Source organism: Acinetobacter sp. NIPH 284 (assembly GCF_000369425.1).
In the GTDB taxonomy this organism is placed as follows: domain Bacteria; phylum Pseudomonadota; class Gammaproteobacteria; order Pseudomonadales; family Moraxellaceae; genus Acinetobacter.
The window spans coordinates 467441-484343 of record NZ_KB850011.1 but is presented as its reverse complement, the minus strand read 5'-3'; the positions used below and the strand labels follow the sequence as shown (position 1 = coordinate 484343).

Here is a 16903-nt window from a genome sequence, read left to right as displayed (position 1 = left end):
TACTCCCACAATAATTATTGAATAAAAACAATAATTAATTGTTATTTAATGGGTGGTGATAAAAAAAGGAATTGACTACTATACTACACCACCTAAAAAATGCAAAAGAATTAAGGGCCTGTTGCCATTTTATCTATGATTGCGACAGAGGACGTTTTTTAGACGATACAAGGCATGTTTTGCGAAATTTAGTGATCGAAATGAGAGAAACATAACGCAGTAGCGGCAAAGAATGTCCCTGTCCCAAAGGGTTGTGGCTAAAAATCCCTCATACTTCGTTATGAAACTTGGCAAGGGAATAGCCATTGCCTGCATTTCATGCCTTGTCTGATGAATTTTTAGCCTACAACGCAACTCATTTATAAAGTGGCAACAGGCCCTAGATTTTGATGAGCCTTTAAGAATAAATCAACGGAATAATTAATATAATCAGTTATTTCAGCGTCATTTGCTGATACTTCTAAACCCATTAAAAGTCGCCACTCAACATCACGTAAAATTCCGAAATACATCATGGCAGAGAAATGAGGGTTAGAGCAGTATATTTCATTGAGGTCGTGTGCCTGACCTAAAGCAAATGCAATCGTATTCTGTATATTTAAAGCACATTGGTCATAAAAATAGTGAGCTAATTGTATATCTTTTTGAGTTTGCTCTGTGAACATGCGCATAAAGGCAATATTTTCAGGTTGAATAATATGTTGATAAAAGCGTTGTAATGTTTGTACAAGGTATGTTCTTAAATTATTTTGTTCTGAAGTGTATGGAAAACAAACACCTTTAAAAAACACTTCACGACGATAATCACAAATCGCAGTAAAAAGACCTTCTTTGTTGCCAAAATATTTATAAATAGAAGCTTTTGAGCCACCTGCATGATTGACAATATCATCCAAGGAAACCGCATCATAACCTTTTTCAAGAAATAAATCGGTTGCACATAGTAATAATGCAAGGCGACGTTCTTGACCACGACGAGTTTGAGGTTGTTCGCAACTTGGGTAACAAATATCAGTCATTATATTCAATGAGCGTTGAGGGAATGTTTGTATTATAGCAAAAACCATATGTCTTGTATGGCTATGACATTAGATCATGTATCTAAACATCTCAATATAAAAAAGCGAGTAATGTGATCATTACTCGCTTTTATGGACTGTTTATGATTTATGCTGAACGCATTTCATCGTCTTCATCATCGTCTGTTGAATCCATGCCAAGCTCTTTAAGTTTGCGAGTCAGCGTGTTACGGCCCCAACCTAAAAGCTCTGCTGCATGGCGTTTGCGACCACGTGTTTGTTGTAGGGCGGCATTAATCAAAGTGCGCTCAAACATTGGTGTTGCGATATCTAAAATTTTCATTTCACCATTTTTTAACTTTTGAATCGCCCATTGAGCTAGTAGCTCATCCCAATGATGTACAGCAATTCTTTCAACTAAAGCTGGGCTTGTAACTGATGCATCATTCGTCGACTTCTGTATAGCAACTTGTTTGAGCTCAGCAGGTAGATCTTCTGGATAGACTTCACGTCCAGTAATCATGACTGTTAACCAACGACAAGTATTTTCTAATTGACGAACGTTACCTGGCCAAGGGAGTTGCTGCATATAGTCAGTTGTTTCTGTACGTAAGATTTTAGGACTAACACCTAATTCTTTACCTGCACGCGCCAAGAAATGTTGTGCAAGCATAGGAATATCTTCACTACGATGAGCAAGTTTCGGAATATGAATGCGAATCACATTAAGGCGATGGTACAAGTCCTCACGGAAACGACCTTCATTGACCAGTTTTTCCAGATCCTGATGGGTTGCCGCAACAATACGCACATCGACTTTTACTGGAATATGTCCACCAACACGGTAGAACTCACCATCTGCAAGCACACGGAGTAAGCGTGTTTGTGTTTCAAAAGGCATATCACCAATTTCATCAAGAAATAATGTACCGCCGTTGGCTTGCTCAAAGCGACCTTGATGCTGAGTATTTGCACCTGTAAATGCACCTTTTTCATGCCCAAATAACTCAGTTTCGATCAAGTCTTTTGGAATGGCAGCCATATTCAGCGCAATAAATGGTTTGGCACGGCGTGGTGAATGCTTATGCAATGCATGTGCGACAAGTTCTTTACCTGTACCTGATTCACCATTTATCAGAACCGTGATATGGGATTGTGATAAACGTCCAATGGCACGAAACACCTCCTGCATTGCAGGTGATTCACCAATAATTTCGGTTGATTGTAAAGGTGTCGTTGCTTTGGTTGCTTCTTGTTGTTGCAATTTATTGATATGTAAAATAGCACGATTTACTAATGCTAAAGCTTCATCGATATCAAATGGTTTTGGTAAATACTCAAATGCACCAGTTTGGTAACTTGAGACAGCAGATTCTAAATCAGAATGTGCTGTCATGATAATGACAGGTAGATCTGGATGTGTGTTTTTAACTTTAGATAAGAAAGTTAAACCATCAATTCCAGGCATACGAATATCTGTCAAAATGACATCGGGTGCAGCATCATGTAAGCGTTCGAGTGCTGTTTGTGCTTCTTCAAAGTTGGTGACGTCAAAACCTTCTTCTTTAAAAGTTTTTTCGAGTACCCAACGCATGGCACGATCATCATCAATTACCCAAATTTTATTTCGTGACACGGTCTGACTCCCAAGGTAAATATAAGCTAAATATGGTTTTTCCTGGAACGGATTGACACTCGATCATTCCGTTGTGTTGATGCATGATGTTTTGCGCGATACTGAGGCCAAGCCCTGTTCCCTTTGCCCGCCCAGTCACAAGAGGGTAAAATACAGACTCTAATATGCTTTCTGGAACACCTGGTCCATTGTCTTCAATATCAATTCTTATCGATGAGCGATTCAGAACACCGTTAATTGTGACTAAGCGTTGAATGCGCGTTCTTAAAATTAGCTCTGGTTCTGAATCGACAAAAAAATCTTTATTTTCAGTCATTGCTTGCACAGCATTTACGCTGATATTGAGCATGACTTGAATCAGTTGATCACGGTCAGCCATCACATCAGGTAAAGACAGGTCGTAATCACGAGTAATCTTAATTTTTTTCTTCGTTTGGTTCACAATAAGTGAACGAACGCGCTCTAAAGGTTCATGTACATTAACCAGTTCGTAGCTTGGTAATTGACGTGAACCAAGCATGGTATCTGCTAGATTGGTTAGGCGATCGACTTCACTAATAATAATGTCGGTAAACTCACGATAGCTTTCATCATTTAAGCTACGAGCAAGTAATTGTGTTGCACCACGAATACCCGCTAAAGGATTTTTAATTTCATGTGCCACACCACGGACTAGTTGGCGTGCGACTTGATGTTGTTGTACTAAATTTTCTTCTTTAGAAATTTTCAACATTCGATCAATTGGATTGAGTTCGATTAATAAAAGTGGGTGATAACTTTTACCTGCATTTAGTTGTGAGACCGTATAATCCACATGGATTGGTTTAAAATTCACATTAATTACAGCTTCGCGGCGTGTGTAATGTTGTCCGCTTTTTAATGTATTTAATAAAGCTTCATGTGTATTAAATGAATCGTCATGTGCATGAAGTAGATTGAGCACAGGCTGACCTGATGCGCGAAGTAAACTAACATCGAATAATGCTTCACAAGCCGAATTTAAATAAAAAATATTAAGTTTACTATCGACCAATAATATGGCAGTGGTCAGATTATCTACGAGCAGTCGATAGTCGATAGTGTTATGTTGATCCATTTGTGAATCGTCCTGTTTTAAAATGGCGCAATAAATATCAATATAGATGAATAGCCATTAACTTCTGAAATGTATTTAATGCAAAATGCAAGCCAACTTTGTATTAGCTAATTTTCAATAACTTAATTCATAAATAATGAGTTTATGCTGTATTTTTCACATAGATTGAGTTATTTCAATATTTTATCATGCTTTAAAATGGTGCGTTGTTAGGGTTTGTTTAAAATTTTGGTTGTATTTTGGTGCATTACACAAAGAGATGGCTTTGTAGCTATGCGGCAGCAAAGAAAAGTCATACAATACGCCGATTCAAGTGGAGCGCAGATTCATGAAGACCCCCAAAGTCGGTTTTGTATCTTTAGGTTGTCCTAAGGCATTGGTAGATTCTGAACGAATTTTAACTCAGTTAAAGACTGAAGGTTATCAAGTTGCATCAGATTACGACGGTGCAGATTTGGTTGTTGTTAACACCTGTGGTTTTATTGAATCTGCAGTGCAAGAGTCTTTAGATGCCATTGGCGAAGCCATGAGCGAAAACGGTCGTGTGATCGTTACTGGTTGCTTAGGTAAAGATGAAGATAAAATTCGTCAAATGCACCCAAATGTGCTTAAAGTTACAGGGGCGGCAGCTTATCAAGATGTAATGGAAGCTGTACATGAATATGTACCAGCTCCTCCAAAACATAACCCATTTATTGATCTAGTCCCAGAACAAGGTGTGCGTCTAACACCAAAACATTATGCTTATTTAAAAATATCAGAAGGCTGTAACCATCGTTGTACTTTCTGCATTATCCCAAGTATGCGTGGTGATTTAGTTTCTCGTCCTGTGGGTAGTGTGTTAGATGAAGCAGCAGCATTAAAACGTGCTGGTGTAAAAGAAGTATTGGTTATTTCTCAAGATACTTCTGCTTATGGTGTCGATACCAAATACAAGTTGGACTTTTGGAATGGTCAACCTGTAAAAACTAAGTTCTATGATATGTGTGAAGCACTTGGTCAGCTTGGTATTTGGGTGCGTTTACATTATGTTTATCCGTACCCACATGTCGATGCAGTTATTGACCTAATGGCACAAGGGAAAATCCTGCCATATTTAGATATTCCTTTTCAGCATGCCAGTCCGCGCATTTTAAAATTGATGAAGCGACCAGCCCATAGCGAAAATACATTAGAGCGTCTGAAATTGTGGCGTGAAAAATGCCCTGAATTGGTGATTCGCTCAACTTTTGTTGTGGGTTTCCCTGGTGAAACTGAAGAAGATTTCCAAATTCTATTAGAATGGTTAAAAGAAGCTCAATTAGATCGCGTGGGCTGTTTTACTTATTCGCCAGTAGAGGGTGCAACAGCGAATGATCTTCCTGATCATGTGCTAGAAGAGATCAAGCAAGATCGTTATGAGCGTTTCATGGAAGTTCAGCAAGCAATTTCTGCTGCAAAACTACAAAAACGTATTGGTCAGACGATGACGGTATTGGTTGATAGCTTGGAAGAAGAATTTCCAGTTGCTGTTGCGCGTTCATATGCAGATGCACCTGAAATCGATGGCAACGTATTTGTTGAAGATATTGATAAGAGTGTGATTAAAGCGGGTGATTTGCTCGAAGTCGAAATCACGGATGCAGATGAATATGATTTATTTGCTAAGTTGATTCAGATTAAATCTGCTTGATATTGAATTAAATTGAAGAAATTTTGAGATTGGTCGGTTTGGAGTAAAGGTATGTCAGCTTCTAAAAATCCACGTTATGCACGAATCTTGCTAAAGCTTTCTGGTGAAGCTTTAGCAGGCAATAAAGATATGGGTATTGATGCCCAAGTATTAGATCAGATGTCACTTTCAATTGCACACTTGGTTGGTTTGGGAGTACAAGTCGGAATTGTAGTTGGTGGCGGTAACTTATATCGTGGGAGTCAGTTACAAAAAGACGGTTTGGTTGGGCGTGTAACTGGTGACCAAATGGGGATGCTGGCTACAGTTATGAATGGTTTGGCAATGCGTGATGCATTAGTGCGTCGCAACATTAAAACACGTTTAATGTCTGCTCTTCCGATCGGAACAGTTGTTGAATCTTATTCAAGTCGTGATGCGATTCGTCATTTAAGCCAAGGTGAAGTTTGTGTGTTTGTTGCGGGTACAGGTAATCCATTCTTTACCACAGATACAGCTGCTTGCTTACGTGGTATTGAAATTGAAGCAAACCTCATCTTAAAAGCAACTAAAGTTGATGGTGTTTATAATAAAGATCCAAGTAAATATGATGATGCGGTTAAGTATGATAATTTAACTTTCGATCAAGTACTTGATGAAAAGTTGGGTGTAATGGATCTTACAGCAATTTGCTTATGCCGTGATCATAATGTCCCATTACAAGTATTCGATATGAATAAATCGGGTGCTTTACTTTCTGTTGTTATGGGTGAAAAAGAGGGTACTCACGTTACGAATTAATGTACGTGAGCCGTAAAGCGCTTTATACTAATGTCTAAATATTTTGTAATACCTAATGAATAAGTAAGGAAGATCATATGATTAACGATCTCAAAAAAGATAGCGAACAGCGCATGCAGAAAACACTTGATTCTTTAGAACAAGGTTTTGCTAAAGTTCGTACTGGACGTGCTCACCCATCAATTTTAAATGGTGTGATGGTTCCTTACTATGGTTCTGACGTTCCTTTGAATCAAGTTGCTAACGTAGGTGTTGAAGATTCTCGTACGCTTATTGTTCAGCCATTTGAGCGTACAATGGTTTCTGCAATTGATAAAGCAATTCGTGAAAGCGATTTGGGTTTAAATCCAATTACAGCTGATTCAATTCGTGTACCTTTACCTGCGTTGACTGAAGAAACTCGTCGTGACATGCAAAAAGTTGCTCGTAATGAAGCTGAAAATGCAAAAGTTGCTATTCGAAACATTCGTCGTGATGTTTTAGGTGATATCAAAGCATTATTGAAAGAAAAAGAAATTTCTGAAGATGATGAACGCCGTGCTGGTGAAGATATTCAAAAGATCACAGATAAATATGTTGCAGAAGTAGATAAACGTCTAGCTGCAAAAGAAGCAGAATTAATGAAGGTCTAATTTTTATGACCTTACAAGAAGAACCGCTTCTTCCAAAACATGTTGCCATCATTATGGATGGCAACAATCGTTTTGCAAAAAAAAATAAATTGCAAAAAGGTGATGGGCATCGAGAAGGTAAGAATGTCCTTGATCCGATCGTTGAACATTGTAAAAGAGTTGGTGTTCAAGCTTTAACTGTTTTTGCATTTTCAAGTGAAAATTGGAATAGACCTCAGTTCGAAGTTGATTTGTTAATGAAATTGTTAGAAGACACAATTCATGAACAACTACCTCGAATGGAAAAATTCAATATAGCATTACGTTTCATTGGTGATCGTTCTAAATTATCAAATGAATTAAAAGATTTAATGTTATATGCAGAACAAAAAACGGCATCTTTCAATTCTATGACTTTAACGATTGCAATCAGTTATGGCGGAATGTGGGATATGGCGCATGCAGCCAAGTGTATCGCTCAAGATGTTGTAGATGGAAAAGTTCAAGTAGATCAGATAAATGTTGATTTATTCGATAAATATGTCAGTCTAAATGACTTACCTGCCGTAGATTTATTAATACGTACAGGTGGAGATTATCGTTTATCTAACTTCTTACTTTGGCAAGCGGCATATGCAGAATTGTATTTTACAGATACATTATGGCCTGAGTTTACAGTAAAAGAATTAGACCACGCTTTTGATGTATTTTCAGGGCGAGAAAGACGTTTTGGTAAAACATCTGAACAGATTCAACAAGCGAAAATAGAGAATTAATAATGTTAGAGCGGATTATAACCGCATTGGTATTAGTTGCTGTTGTTTTAAGTTGCATGTTTGCAACGCAATCACATTATCCAATGTTTATTCTTATGATCTTAGCTGCGGGGGTGGCTGGATATGAGTGGTTTAAACTTATGCCTCATGGCGAAGCACTGGTTTCAAAGCCTAAAGCTTGGATTTATGGTGGATGCGTAGCAGCAGTTTCAACTCTTGCGTTGTTTTTTGATGATGTTGCATTGTTGCTATGGGCAGCATCTATTCTTACGTGGCTAGGTAGTATTTACTGGGTTAAAAACTTTCCAGAATCAGATAATTGGTACAATGTATCATTATATGCAATTGGTTTTATTCTAATTTCTGCAGCAGTGACTGCGCTTTATGCGGTTTGGCATAGCTCACCTTGGTGGCTGATGTATTTGTTCTTGTTGGTTTGGGGGGCAGATAGTGGTGCATATTTTGTTGGTCGTAAATTGGGTAAAAGAAAACTTGCTCCTACAGTAAGCCCAAATAAATCGGTTGAGGGATTGTATGGTGGTATTGCAACAACAGTTGTGATTATGTTGGTTGTACAACATTTCTATTTAGACTTAACTGTAATACAGCTTATCTTATTCCTGATTCTTTCTATTATTACCGTTTTTGCATCAGTATTAGGTGACTTGTTTGAGTCAATGATCAAACGTCGTGCAGGCATTAAAGACTCAGGTCGTGTACTTCCTGGGCATGGTGGAGTATTAGATCGAATTGATTCACTTCTTGCTGCATCGCCTATTTTTGCAACTGGTATGTATGTATTGGTAAAACTTATTGGTGTAGATCTATAAATGACACAGGCTGTTTGTATATTGGGTGTTACGGGCTCTATTGGGCAAAGTACCTTAAAAGTATTGGCACGACACCCAGACCAATACTCTGTTTATGCGGTTTCTGCATATAGTCGTTTAGATGAACTGGTAGAAATATGTAAAAAATACAGTCCTAAAATAGTGGTTGTTCCGAAAATAAAAGCTTTAGAACTAGAGCAACGTTTAAATCAAGAAAACCTAAAAAATATTGAAATTTTAACAGATGAAGCGGGTTTGATAGCGATTGCTGAACACGATGAAGTTGATATTGTTATGGCTGCAATTGTCGGTGCTGCTGGTTTATTACCAACACTTGCCGCAGTCAAAGCGGGAAAACGAGTGTTACTTGCAAACAAGGAAGCCTTAGTGATGTCAGGTGACATCATGATGCAGGCAGCACGTGATCATAATGCTTTATTGCTTCCTGTCGATTCAGAGCATAATGCGATCTTTCAGTCATTACCACACAATTATTTACAGATTGAGAGAACAGGTGAGCCACAACTTGGAGTGTCTCAGGTTTTATTAACAGCTTCTGGTGGTCCATTTCTTAATCATTCTTTAGAACAATTACATGATGTAACGCCTCAACAGGCTTGTAAGCATCCAAATTGGTCGATGGGGCAAAAAATTTCGGTAGATTCAGCGACTTTAATGAATAAAGGTTTGGAATTGATCGAAGCGTGTCATTTGTTTTCAATATCAGAACATTTTGTTACAGTTGTTGTTCATCCACAGAGTATTATTCATTCCATGGTGCAATATGTGGATGGATCAACTTTGGCACAAATGGGTAATCCAGACATGTGTACGCCAATTGCGCACGCATTGGCATGGCCGCAACGATTAAAGACGGATGTTCCTGCTTTAAATCTGTTTGAAACAGCTCAATTAAATTTTCAGGCACCTGATAATATTAAGTTTCCAGCTTTAAATTTAGCTCGTCAAGCAATGCGTGAGGGTGGGTTGGCTCCTACAATTTTGAATGCTGCCAATGAAATCGCGGTCGCTGCATTTTTAAATCGGCAAATTCGATTCACTGAAATTACGCAAGTGGTCGAGCATACTTTACAAGCTGTACAAAATGCTAAAGCAGAAAGCATAGACATCATTTTGCAGACTGATATGATCGCAAGAGGTAATGCAGAGAAGTACATCGTGGGTATAGGGGGTTAAATCGTATGAGCGCACTATTTATGATTGTTGCGGCGATTTTATTATTAGGCCCACTGATCGCGATTCATGAGTTTGGTCATTATTGGGTCGCACGTAAATTAGGTGTTAAAGTTTTAGTCTATTCTATTGGCTTTGGACCTACTTTGCTTAAATGGCAATCGAAAAAATCAGGTATACAATACCAGCTTTCTGCATTGCCGCTAGGTGGTTATGTCAAAATGTTAGATGAGCGTGAAGGTAATGTTGCTGAGCAAGATTTACCTTATGCGTTTAATCGTCAGTCACCTTGGAAACGTATTGCAATTGTTGCTGCTGGACCGCTGATTAATCTTATTTTTGCTGTTTTATTGTTTTGGATTTTGTTTTTACCAGCTCAGGAACAATTAAATACACGTATTGGTAAGATTGTACCAAATACACCTGCTGCTCAAGTTAATTTACATGTTGGCGATAAAGTAGTAATGGTTGATGGTCAAACGACACCGACATGGGAAAAACTAAACTACGCTTTAGTTAATCGTGTTGGAGAGACAGGTCAGGTTTCAATTGTCGTTGAGCGTACTGGAACTGAAAAACAGTTTAGTTTACCGATTAAAGATTTTCTAAAAGATCAGAGCCAATCGCCTTTGGATGAGTTAGGGTTTTTACCTTATCGTCCTGTGATTCCAGCGATCGTAAAAGAACTGAGTGCTGATGGTGCTGCAATACGTCAAGGTATGAAAGTCGGAGACAAAATTGTTGCGATTAATAACGTTGCAATGAAAGATTGGTTTGATGTCGTTGATGTTGTACAAAATTCACCTGAAAAACTCTTAAATATTGATGTGCTACGTCAAGGCAAACTGGTTCATTTACAAGTGATGCCTCAAGGTCAACGTGACAATATGGGTAATATGAGTGGTGTTCTCGGAGTGAAAAGTGATGCAGGTAAAATCACAATTCCGAATGACTATAAACAAACTATTCAATATTCACCTGTAGAAGCTTTCGGGGTTGCTGTTGAAAAAACAACACAATTGTCAGGTATGATTTTTAGTTCGATTACGAAAATGGTACGTGGACTAATTGGATTGGATAACTTATCAGGTCCTATTACGATTGCTAAAGTTGCAGGACAGAGTGCTGAAATGGGGTGGCAAACCTTTATTTCTTTTATGGCATTGATGAGTGTTAGTTTAGGAATTTTAAATTTATTACCAATACCGATGCTTGATGGCGGTCATTTAGTTTATTACTTTATTGAAGCAATTCGTGGTAAACCTGTTTCTGAACAAATACAGATGTTTGGTCTAAAAGTTGGTATGGTACTGCTCGGTAGCATGATGCTTTTGGCTTTATTTAACGACTTCATGCGTTTATAAAAAACGCAAACGGAATTTAACTTACTGGAAAATATATGGGCATGCGTCACACACATTTATTAATGCCTTTGGCACTGGTTAGTGCGATGGCAGTGGTACAACAAGCATACGCAGCAGATGAGTTTCTTGCACAAGATATACGAATTGATGGCCTCGTGCGTTTAACACCTGCAAGTATCTATTCTATGTTACCAATAAATAGTGGCGATAGAGTAAGTGATCCAATAATTGCTGAGGCGATCCGTAGTTTATATGCTTCAGGTTTATTTGATGACATTAAAGCTTATAAAGAAAAAGACGTATTAGTGTTTAAAGTTGTAGAGCGTCCAATCATTTCAAAATTGGAATTCAAAGGCAATAAACTTATCCCTAAAGAAGCCTTAGAACAGGGCTTAAAAAAGATGGGTATTGCTGAAGGCGAAGTGTTCAAGAAATCTGCATTACAGATTATTGAGACTGAGCTTGAACAACAATATACTCAGCAAGGTCGTTATGATGCAGATGTAACAATTGATACTGTTGCTAGACCAAATAACCGTGTTGAGCTTAAGCTTAATTTTAATGAAGGTACTGCTGCAAAAGTATTTGATATTAATATCATTGGTAATACTGTATTTAGTGATAGTGATATTAAGCAAGCTTTTGCAGTTAAAGAAAGCGGTTGGGCTTCTATTGTTACACGTAATGATCGCTATGCACGTGAAAAAATGGCAGCAAGCTTAGAAGCGTTACGAGCTCTATATCTGAATAAAGGTTATATCAACTTTAATATTATCAATTCACAACTCAACATTAGCGAAGATAAAAAGCACATCTTTATTGAGGTTTCAGTTGATGAAGGTAGTCAATTTAAGTTTGGTGAAACCAAATTCTTAGGCGATGCACTCTATAAACCTGAAGAATTAAAAGCACTAAAATTATATAAAGATGGTGAAACTTATTCACAAGAAAAAGTAAATGCCGTTAAGCAGTTGCTACTTCGCAAATATGGTAATGCAGGTTATTACTATGCAGAAGTGAATGTTGTACCTGAAATTAATAATCAAACAGGGATTGTGAATCTAAATTATTATATTAACCCTGGTCAGCAAGTCACTGTTCGTCGTATTAACTTTACTGGAAATAGTAAAACAGCTGATGAAGTATTACGTCGTGAAATGCGCCAAATGGAAGGTGCTTTAGCAAGCAATGAAAAAATTGACTTGTCCAAAGTGCGTCTGGAACGTACAGGTTTCTTTAAAACTGTTGATGTAAAACCTGTTCGTGTACCTAATTCACCAGACCAAGTTGATTTAAATATTAATGTCGAAGAGCAACACTCTGGTACAACGACACTTGCGGTTGGTTATTCTCAAAATGGTGGTATTACTTTCCAAGCAGGTTTAAGCCAAACCAACTTTATGGGTACTGGAAACCGTGTTGCGATTGATTTATCTCGTTCTGTAACACAAGACTATTATAACTTAAGTGTAACGGATCCATATTTTACTATTGATGGCGTGAGTCGTGGTTATAACGTTTATTATCGAAAAACGAAGTTAAGTGAGAACTATAACGTTAATAACTATGTTACTGATAGTGTCGGTGGTAGTTTAAGTTTCGGATACCCAATTGATGAAAATCAGAGTATTAGTGCGTCTTTAGGTATCGATGAAACTAAAGTAAGAACAGGTCCAAGAGTATCTACATACATTCGTGATTATTTGTTGGCAAATGGTGGTAAAGCAACTGCACAGAACACTTATTGTCCTGAAGACCAATTAGATAAAGATTTAGATGGTAACTATACAGGTAAATGTAAACCAGGTGGTGAGATTACTTATAATAGTGCTTTCGAGGGTAGTTTCCTAACTTATACTTTGAATTTAGGTTGGTCTTATAACACCTTGAACAGACCACTTTTTCCGACGTCAGGTATGTCGCACCGTGTTGGTCTAGAAGTAGGCCTTCCAGGTAGTGATGTTGACTATCAAAAAATGACTTATGATGCTCAGGCATTCAAATCATTACCTATGGGTTTTGTGCTTAGAGGTTATGGCAAGTTAGGTTATGGTAATGATCTGCCATTCTATAAAAACTTCTATGCAGGTGGTTATGGTTCGGTACGTGGTTATGACAATAGTTCATTGGGTCCAAAGTACCCAAGTGTAATTTTCCAGGAAACTGGTAAAAATGACCCAGCTCGTGAAAAGGTCGGCGGTAATGCTTTGATTCAATTCGGAACAGAATTAGCATTGCCATTACCATTTAAAGGTGACTGGGCACGTCAGGTTCGACCAGTATTGTTTGCCGAAGGTGCACAAGTATTCGATACACAATGTAGTGTACCAAAGGGCAATATTCTGGTAGGTAGTAGTGCTGTTGATATCAAACAATACTGTAATGACAACTATAAATTTGATTTTAGTAATATGCGTTATAGTGTTGGTGCTGGTTTCACATGGATTACGATGATAGGCCCATTATCATTAAGTTATGCTTATCCACTTAATGATAAGAGTGGTGATAATACCAAATCTATTCAATTCGAAATTGGTCGTACTTTCTAAGTACGGCCTTTAAGCTCTTAAAATATAAAAGGACGAAATAATGAAAAAATTAACGATGTTGATGTTAGGCTTAGGTTTAACGGTTTCTGCTATGACGAATGCTGCTGGTATAGGTGTTGTTGATCTAGCTCGCGTAGTTGAAAGTAGCACGTATCTTAAACAACAAAATGCTGCTCTTGGCCAATCAGTTAAACCAACATCGACACGATTAGAACAATTAGGCAAAGAATTGGAAACTATGCAGCAAAAAGCGCAAACTGATGGTCCTAAGATGAATCAAGCAGATATTCAAAAAATGACTGCGCTGTATCAAGCTAAGTTAAATGAGTTCAATACAACTCAACAGGGTTTACAGACTAAAGTACAGTCTACATTACAGTCAATGAACACTGCATTTGAAGGAAAAGTGAAGCAAGTCGCTGAGCAATTAAGAAAAGAAAATAATTTAGATCTTATTTTGAATAAAAATTCAACAATTGCCTCTGACGCTCAGTATGATTTAACTGATAAAATGATCCAAAAGGTTAACGCACTGAAATAATCAATGAATAGACGTATTTATCGTTTAGAAGAAATAGCTCATCTTGTAAAAGGTGAGCTTTTTGGTGATAAAGATTTTAAAATTTCTAATTTGTCTAGTTTGGAACAGGCACAAAATCATCACATTTGTTTTGTAAATGGTGAAAAATATTTAGCACAAGCTGAGGCAAGCGAAGCAGGTGTTTATATTGTGACAACTGCATTAAAACAACAATTATCATCGAAGCAAAATTTTATCGTTGTAGAAAATCCTTATCTCGCTTTTGCAATTCTTACACATTTATTTGAGAAGAAAGCTTCTCAAAGAGGTATCGAAAGTACTGCTCAAATTCATCCTTCTGCGATTGTGGCTGATAATGCTTATATAGGACACTATGCTGTCATTGGTGAGCATTGTGTTATTGGAGATAATACAATTATCCAAGCACATGCTTTTATTGATGATGATGTTGAAATTGGTAACGACTGTTTCATTGATGCACATGTCACGATTACTGGCGGTGCAAAGTTAAAACATCGGGTTCGTATTCATGCGAATACGGTGATTGGATCAGAAGGTTTTGGCTTTGCGCCTTATCAAGGAAAATGGCACCGTATTGCTCAACTCGGTTCGGTAAGAATCGGTAATGATGTCCGTATTGGTTCAAATTGTAGTATTGATCGTGGCGCATTAGATGACACAATTTTAGCAGATGGCGTCATTATTGATAACCTTGTGCAAATTGCTCACAATGTTCAAATTGATCAACATACAGCCATCGCTGCAAACACGGCAATCGCTGGAAGTGTCCGAATTGGCAAAAACTGTATTATCGGTGGTGGCAGCGCAGTTGCAGGGCATTTAAATATTGCGAATAATGTGACGCTTACTGGAATGTCAATGGTCACAAAAAGTATTTCTGAGTCGGGAACCTTTTCTTCTGGAATTGGACTATTTGAAAATAGTCACTGGAAAAGAACTGTTGTACGCCTTAGACAATTAGCAGATGTGCCATTGACCCAAATCACTAAAAGGCTTGATCATATGCAAGCTCAATTAGAGTCCCTTGAATCAACCTTTAAGTTACGTAAATAATTTATTATGACTGAGTCTACATCTCCAGCATTTACAATGCCTGAATTACCCATGGATATTCTTACGATTCGTGAATATTTACCGCATCGTTATCCTTTTTTGCTTGTTGATAGAGTTACAGAAATAACTGAGAATAGTATTGTCGGCTATAAAAATGTCTCTATTAATGAAGAGTTTTTGCAAGGTCATTTCCCGACATACCCGATTATGCCGGGTGTGTTGATTATTGAAGCGCTTGCCCAGGTCTCAGGTATATTGGGTTTTGTTTTGACAAATCAAAAGCCAAAAGAAGGATCATTGTTCTTATTTGCTGGCGCAGAAAAAGTAAGATTTAAGAAACAAGTTGTTGCTGGTGACCAGCTTGTCTTAAAATCAGAACTAGTGATGCAAAAACGTGGCATTTACAAGTACAATTGCAAGGCTAGTGTCGACGGTATTGTCGCTGCAACAGCCGAGATCATGATTTCCCACCAAAAAATTGAGCAGACATGAGTAGTCAAAACCTAATTCACCCAACCGCAATTATTGACCCATCTGCAGAAATTGCATCTGATGTACAAATTGGACCGTATTGTATTGTTGGTCCAAATGTAACGATTGATACTGGGACTAAATTACGTTCACATGTGGTAATTGGCGGTTTTACGAAAATTGGGAAAAATAATGATATTTTTCAGTTTTCGAGTGTCGGTGAAATTTGCCAAGATTTAAAGTATCAAGGTGAAGAGACATGGCTAGAGATTGGGGATAATAACTTTATTCGTGAACATTGTACTTTGCATAGAGGTACGGTTCAGGATAACGCAATAACAAAAATTGGCAGTCATAACTTATTCATGGTGAATACCCATATTGCGCATGACTGTGTAATTGGTGATCACAATATTTTTGCCAATAATGTAGGCGTTGCAGGTCATGTCCATGTTGGTAACCATGTCATTGTTGGCGGAAATGCAGGTGTGCATCAATTTTGCCGTATTGATTCATATAGCATGATTGGTGGTGCAGCGCTTATCCTTAAAGATGTACCAGCCTATGTACTGGCTTCTGGTAATCCAGCACATGCACATGGTCTGAATATTGAAGGAATGCGACGTAAGGGCTGGTCACGGGATACGATTCAGGGCTTAAGAACAGCTTATAAACTGATTTATAAATCAGGTTTGACCACTGAACAGGCTATTGCACAGATTCGTAATGAAATTTTACATAATGTGCCAGAAGCCCAACTGTTGATTGATTCCTTAGAAAAATCGACACGTGGGATTGTCCGTTAAAATTTACAGAAATAAAAAAAGACACCGAGGTGTCTTTTTTATATTCTAATTCTTTGTACACGACAAAAAAAGACAACTCATTGAAATAATGGCATAATACTTGTTTTCTGACGACGAATATGATGACACATTTCAATGAGTTACATCTCATCTTAAACAAATATCTAAAGTGGAACAAGTCACGTGTAAAATGTTTTACACTGATTATGCTTGCATTAATTGTAAAACAGACATGTAATCTTTCTTCTGCATCTAAAGCCTTACCCATCAAGTGCTTACCACAATCATTTTATCGACGTATACAACGCTTCTTTGCAGATCAGTACTTCGATTATCGTCAAATTTCTCAGTTAATTTTCAATATATTTTCATTCGATAAAGTCCAATTAACTTTGGATAGAACCAACTGGAAATGGGGAAAACGAGATATCAATATCTTGATGTTAGCCATCGTCTATCGTGGAATAGCGATACCTATAGTAAA

15 protein-coding genes and 1 pseudogene are annotated in these 16903 nt (G+C 37.7%); 13 read left to right on the top strand and 3 right to left on the bottom strand.

The window, feature by feature from the left end; translation table 11 throughout:
• Positions 1-359: 359 nt before the first annotated feature.
• The 3 genes from F908_RS08290 to glnL all read right to left on the bottom strand — a co-directional run bounded on the left by F908_RS08290 (position 360) and on the right by glnL (position 3751).
• Positions 360-1019, bottom strand: a complete 660-nt coding sequence (locus F908_RS08290; protein ID WP_034602692.1) for a TetR/AcrR family transcriptional regulator — start codon at positions 1017-1019, stop codon at positions 360-362.
• Positions 1020-1167: 148 nt separating this feature from the next.
• Positions 1168-2655, bottom strand: coding sequence for a nitrogen regulation protein NR(I) (glnG, locus tag F908_RS08285; protein ID WP_005160315.1), 1488 nt, complete (start codon positions 2653-2655; stop codon positions 1168-1170).
• The gene (gene glnL / locus F908_RS08280) at positions 2642-3751 is read right to left on the bottom strand and encodes a nitrogen regulation protein NR(II) (RefSeq protein ID WP_005160313.1); all 1110 of its coding nucleotides are present in this window, start codon (positions 3749-3751) and stop codon (positions 2642-2644) included. The genes glnG and glnL overlap by 14 nt, the downstream gene beginning before the upstream one ends.
• 328 nt (positions 3752-4079) lie before the next feature.
• On the opposite strand from glnL, the gene rimO reads away from it, so the two are divergent.
• The 13 genes and pseudogenes from rimO to F908_RS15565 all read left to right on the top strand — a co-directional run.
• Positions 4080-5423: a 30S ribosomal protein S12 methylthiotransferase RimO gene (gene rimO / locus F908_RS08275; protein WP_005160310.1), complete on the top strand. Its 1344-nt coding sequence runs from the start codon at positions 4080-4082 to the stop codon at positions 5421-5423.
• Positions 5424-5474: 51 nt separating this feature from the next.
• Positions 5475-6203, top strand: a complete 729-nt coding sequence (gene pyrH, locus F908_RS08270; protein WP_004662027.1) for a UMP kinase — start codon at positions 5475-5477, stop codon at positions 6201-6203.
• A gap of 77 nt (positions 6204-6280) precedes the next feature.
• Positions 6281-6835 (top strand): ribosome recycling factor, encoded by a 555-nt coding sequence (frr, locus tag F908_RS08265; protein ID WP_004915629.1) that lies wholly within the window; start codon positions 6281-6283, stop codon positions 6833-6835.
• Positions 6836-6840: 5 nt separating this feature from the next.
• Complete coding sequence (gene uppS / locus F908_RS08260; protein ID WP_004915632.1) at positions 6841-7590, top strand: polyprenyl diphosphate synthase; 750 nt, start codon at positions 6841-6843, stop codon at positions 7588-7590.
• Between the two features lie 2 nt (positions 7591-7592).
• Complete coding sequence (locus F908_RS08255; RefSeq protein WP_005160307.1) at positions 7593-8420, top strand: phosphatidate cytidylyltransferase; 828 nt, start codon at positions 7593-7595, stop codon at positions 8418-8420.
• Positions 8421-9617: a 1-deoxy-D-xylulose-5-phosphate reductoisomerase gene (ispC, locus tag F908_RS08250; protein WP_005160305.1), complete on the top strand. Its 1197-nt coding sequence runs from the start codon at positions 8421-8423 to the stop codon at positions 9615-9617.
• A 5-nt stretch (positions 9618-9622) separates the two neighbouring features.
• Entirely contained in the window at positions 9623-10978 is a 1356-nt protein-coding gene (rseP, locus tag F908_RS08245; protein ID WP_034602691.1) for an RIP metalloprotease RseP, read from the top strand.
• A 35-nt stretch (positions 10979-11013) separates the two neighbouring features.
• Positions 11014-13527 (top strand): outer membrane protein assembly factor BamA, encoded by a 2514-nt coding sequence (gene bamA, locus F908_RS08240; protein WP_005160300.1) that lies wholly within the window; start codon positions 11014-11016, stop codon positions 13525-13527.
• Between the two features lie 40 nt (positions 13528-13567).
• Entirely contained in the window at positions 13568-14068 is a 501-nt protein-coding gene (locus F908_RS08235) for an OmpH family outer membrane protein (RefSeq protein WP_005160299.1), read from the top strand.
• A gap of 3 nt (positions 14069-14071) precedes the next feature.
• Positions 14072-15142 carry a UDP-3-O-(3-hydroxymyristoyl)glucosamine N-acyltransferase gene (gene lpxD, locus F908_RS08230; protein ID WP_005160298.1) on the top strand — a complete coding sequence of 357 codons (1071 nt, stop codon included), beginning with the start codon at positions 14072-14074 and terminating at the stop codon, positions 15140-15142.
• Positions 15143-15148: 6 nt separating this feature from the next.
• A complete protein-coding gene (gene fabZ, locus F908_RS08225; protein WP_005160297.1) occupies positions 15149-15634 on the top strand; it encodes a 3-hydroxyacyl-ACP dehydratase FabZ in 486 nt (161 codons plus the stop codon).
• A complete protein-coding gene (gene lpxA / locus F908_RS08220; RefSeq protein WP_005160296.1) occupies positions 15631-16419 on the top strand; it encodes an acyl-ACP--UDP-N-acetylglucosamine O-acyltransferase in 789 nt (262 codons plus the stop codon). The genes fabZ and lpxA overlap by 4 nt, the downstream gene beginning before the upstream one ends.
• A 122-nt stretch (positions 16420-16541) precedes the next feature.
• Positions 16542-16901 (top strand): annotated as a pseudogene (locus tag F908_RS15565) (IS4 family transposase); the annotation flags it as partial.
• Between the last annotated feature and the right edge of the window lie 2 nt (positions 16902-16903).

What these genes read in the sequence shown, in the direction of transcription:
- F908_RS08290 (WP_034602692.1), bottom strand. Translation starts at nt 1,019, where the DNA reads ATGACTGATATTTGTTACCCAAGTTGCGAACAACCTCAAACTCGTCGT.
- glnL (WP_005160313.1), bottom strand. Translation starts at nt 3,751, where the DNA reads ATGGATCAACATAACACTATCGACTATCGACTGCTCGTAGATAATCTG.
- rimO (WP_005160310.1), top strand. Translation starts at nt 4,080, where the DNA reads ATGAAGACCCCCAAAGTCGGTTTTGTATCTTTAGGTTGTCCTAAGGCA.
- pyrH (WP_004662027.1), top strand. Translation starts at nt 5,475, where the DNA reads ATGTCAGCTTCTAAAAATCCACGTTATGCACGAATCTTGCTAAAGCTT.
- frr (WP_004915629.1), top strand. Translation starts at nt 6,281, where the DNA reads ATGATTAACGATCTCAAAAAAGATAGCGAACAGCGCATGCAGAAAACA.
- uppS (WP_004915632.1), top strand. Translation starts at nt 6,841, where the DNA reads ATGACCTTACAAGAAGAACCGCTTCTTCCAAAACATGTTGCCATCATT.
- F908_RS08255 (WP_005160307.1), top strand. Translation starts at nt 7,593, where the DNA reads ATGTTAGAGCGGATTATAACCGCATTGGTATTAGTTGCTGTTGTTTTA.
- ispC (WP_005160305.1), top strand. Translation starts at nt 8,421, where the DNA reads ATGACACAGGCTGTTTGTATATTGGGTGTTACGGGCTCTATTGGGCAA.
- rseP (WP_034602691.1), top strand. Translation starts at nt 9,623, where the DNA reads ATGAGCGCACTATTTATGATTGTTGCGGCGATTTTATTATTAGGCCCA.
- bamA (WP_005160300.1), top strand. Translation starts at nt 11,014, where the DNA reads ATGGGCATGCGTCACACACATTTATTAATGCCTTTGGCACTGGTTAGT.
- F908_RS08235 (WP_005160299.1), top strand. Translation starts at nt 13,568, where the DNA reads ATGAAAAAATTAACGATGTTGATGTTAGGCTTAGGTTTAACGGTTTCT.
- lpxD (WP_005160298.1), top strand. Translation starts at nt 14,072, where the DNA reads ATGAATAGACGTATTTATCGTTTAGAAGAAATAGCTCATCTTGTAAAA.
- fabZ (WP_005160297.1), top strand. Translation starts at nt 15,149, where the DNA reads ATGACTGAGTCTACATCTCCAGCATTTACAATGCCTGAATTACCCATG.
- lpxA (WP_005160296.1), top strand. Translation starts at nt 15,631, where the DNA reads ATGAGTAGTCAAAACCTAATTCACCCAACCGCAATTATTGACCCATCT.